The organism is Dietzia sp. IBK-p2-15D (assembly GCF_057773105.1).
In genome coordinates, this window is the sequence record NZ_JBYMTK010000109.1 from 1 (window position 1) to 441 (window position 441).

The 441-nt window shown below is 35.8% G+C and carries 1 protein-coding gene; it reads right to left on the reverse strand.

Annotated features, from left to right (window positions below):
• Positions 1–441: hypothetical protein (locus AC3DEV_RS17105; protein WP_488372892.1), on the reverse strand; the 441-nt coding region annotated here is incomplete at both ends.

A 441-nucleotide genomic window follows, 5' to 3' on the forward strand; every position in this document is an offset into this window, starting at 1 on the left:
TCCTTCTTGGCAGGTCTACCATTTTTAGCTTGTGCATCCCCACTCATTTGAGCCGCAGGAGTTATGGGGGTTAGCCCATCAGTCCATCCCATTGCTTTTGCCTCATCCAATTGTCTTTGGAACTCAAATGGATTCATACCAATTGCGGCAGCTATAGATTGGGGCAGTGCTATACCTAATCCCAATAAAGTAACTTGAGTATCAAGCCTTTGTTGGCGATTATTGAAAAAGTTTGTTCCCTCAAAATGAATCTTAAATTTGTAGTTTTTAGTTCTTTTATTTATTTGGAAATTCATAAATTTTTCAAATTGAGGATATAGAGAGGTCATCAATTGCTCATCAACATTTAAAGAAAGTTGAGTTTCAATAGTGTTTGGTTTAGCATCAGATGTAAAAATCAAGTTAGTATTAACACCAGAACTAGCCAAAGTTGTTTTTAAT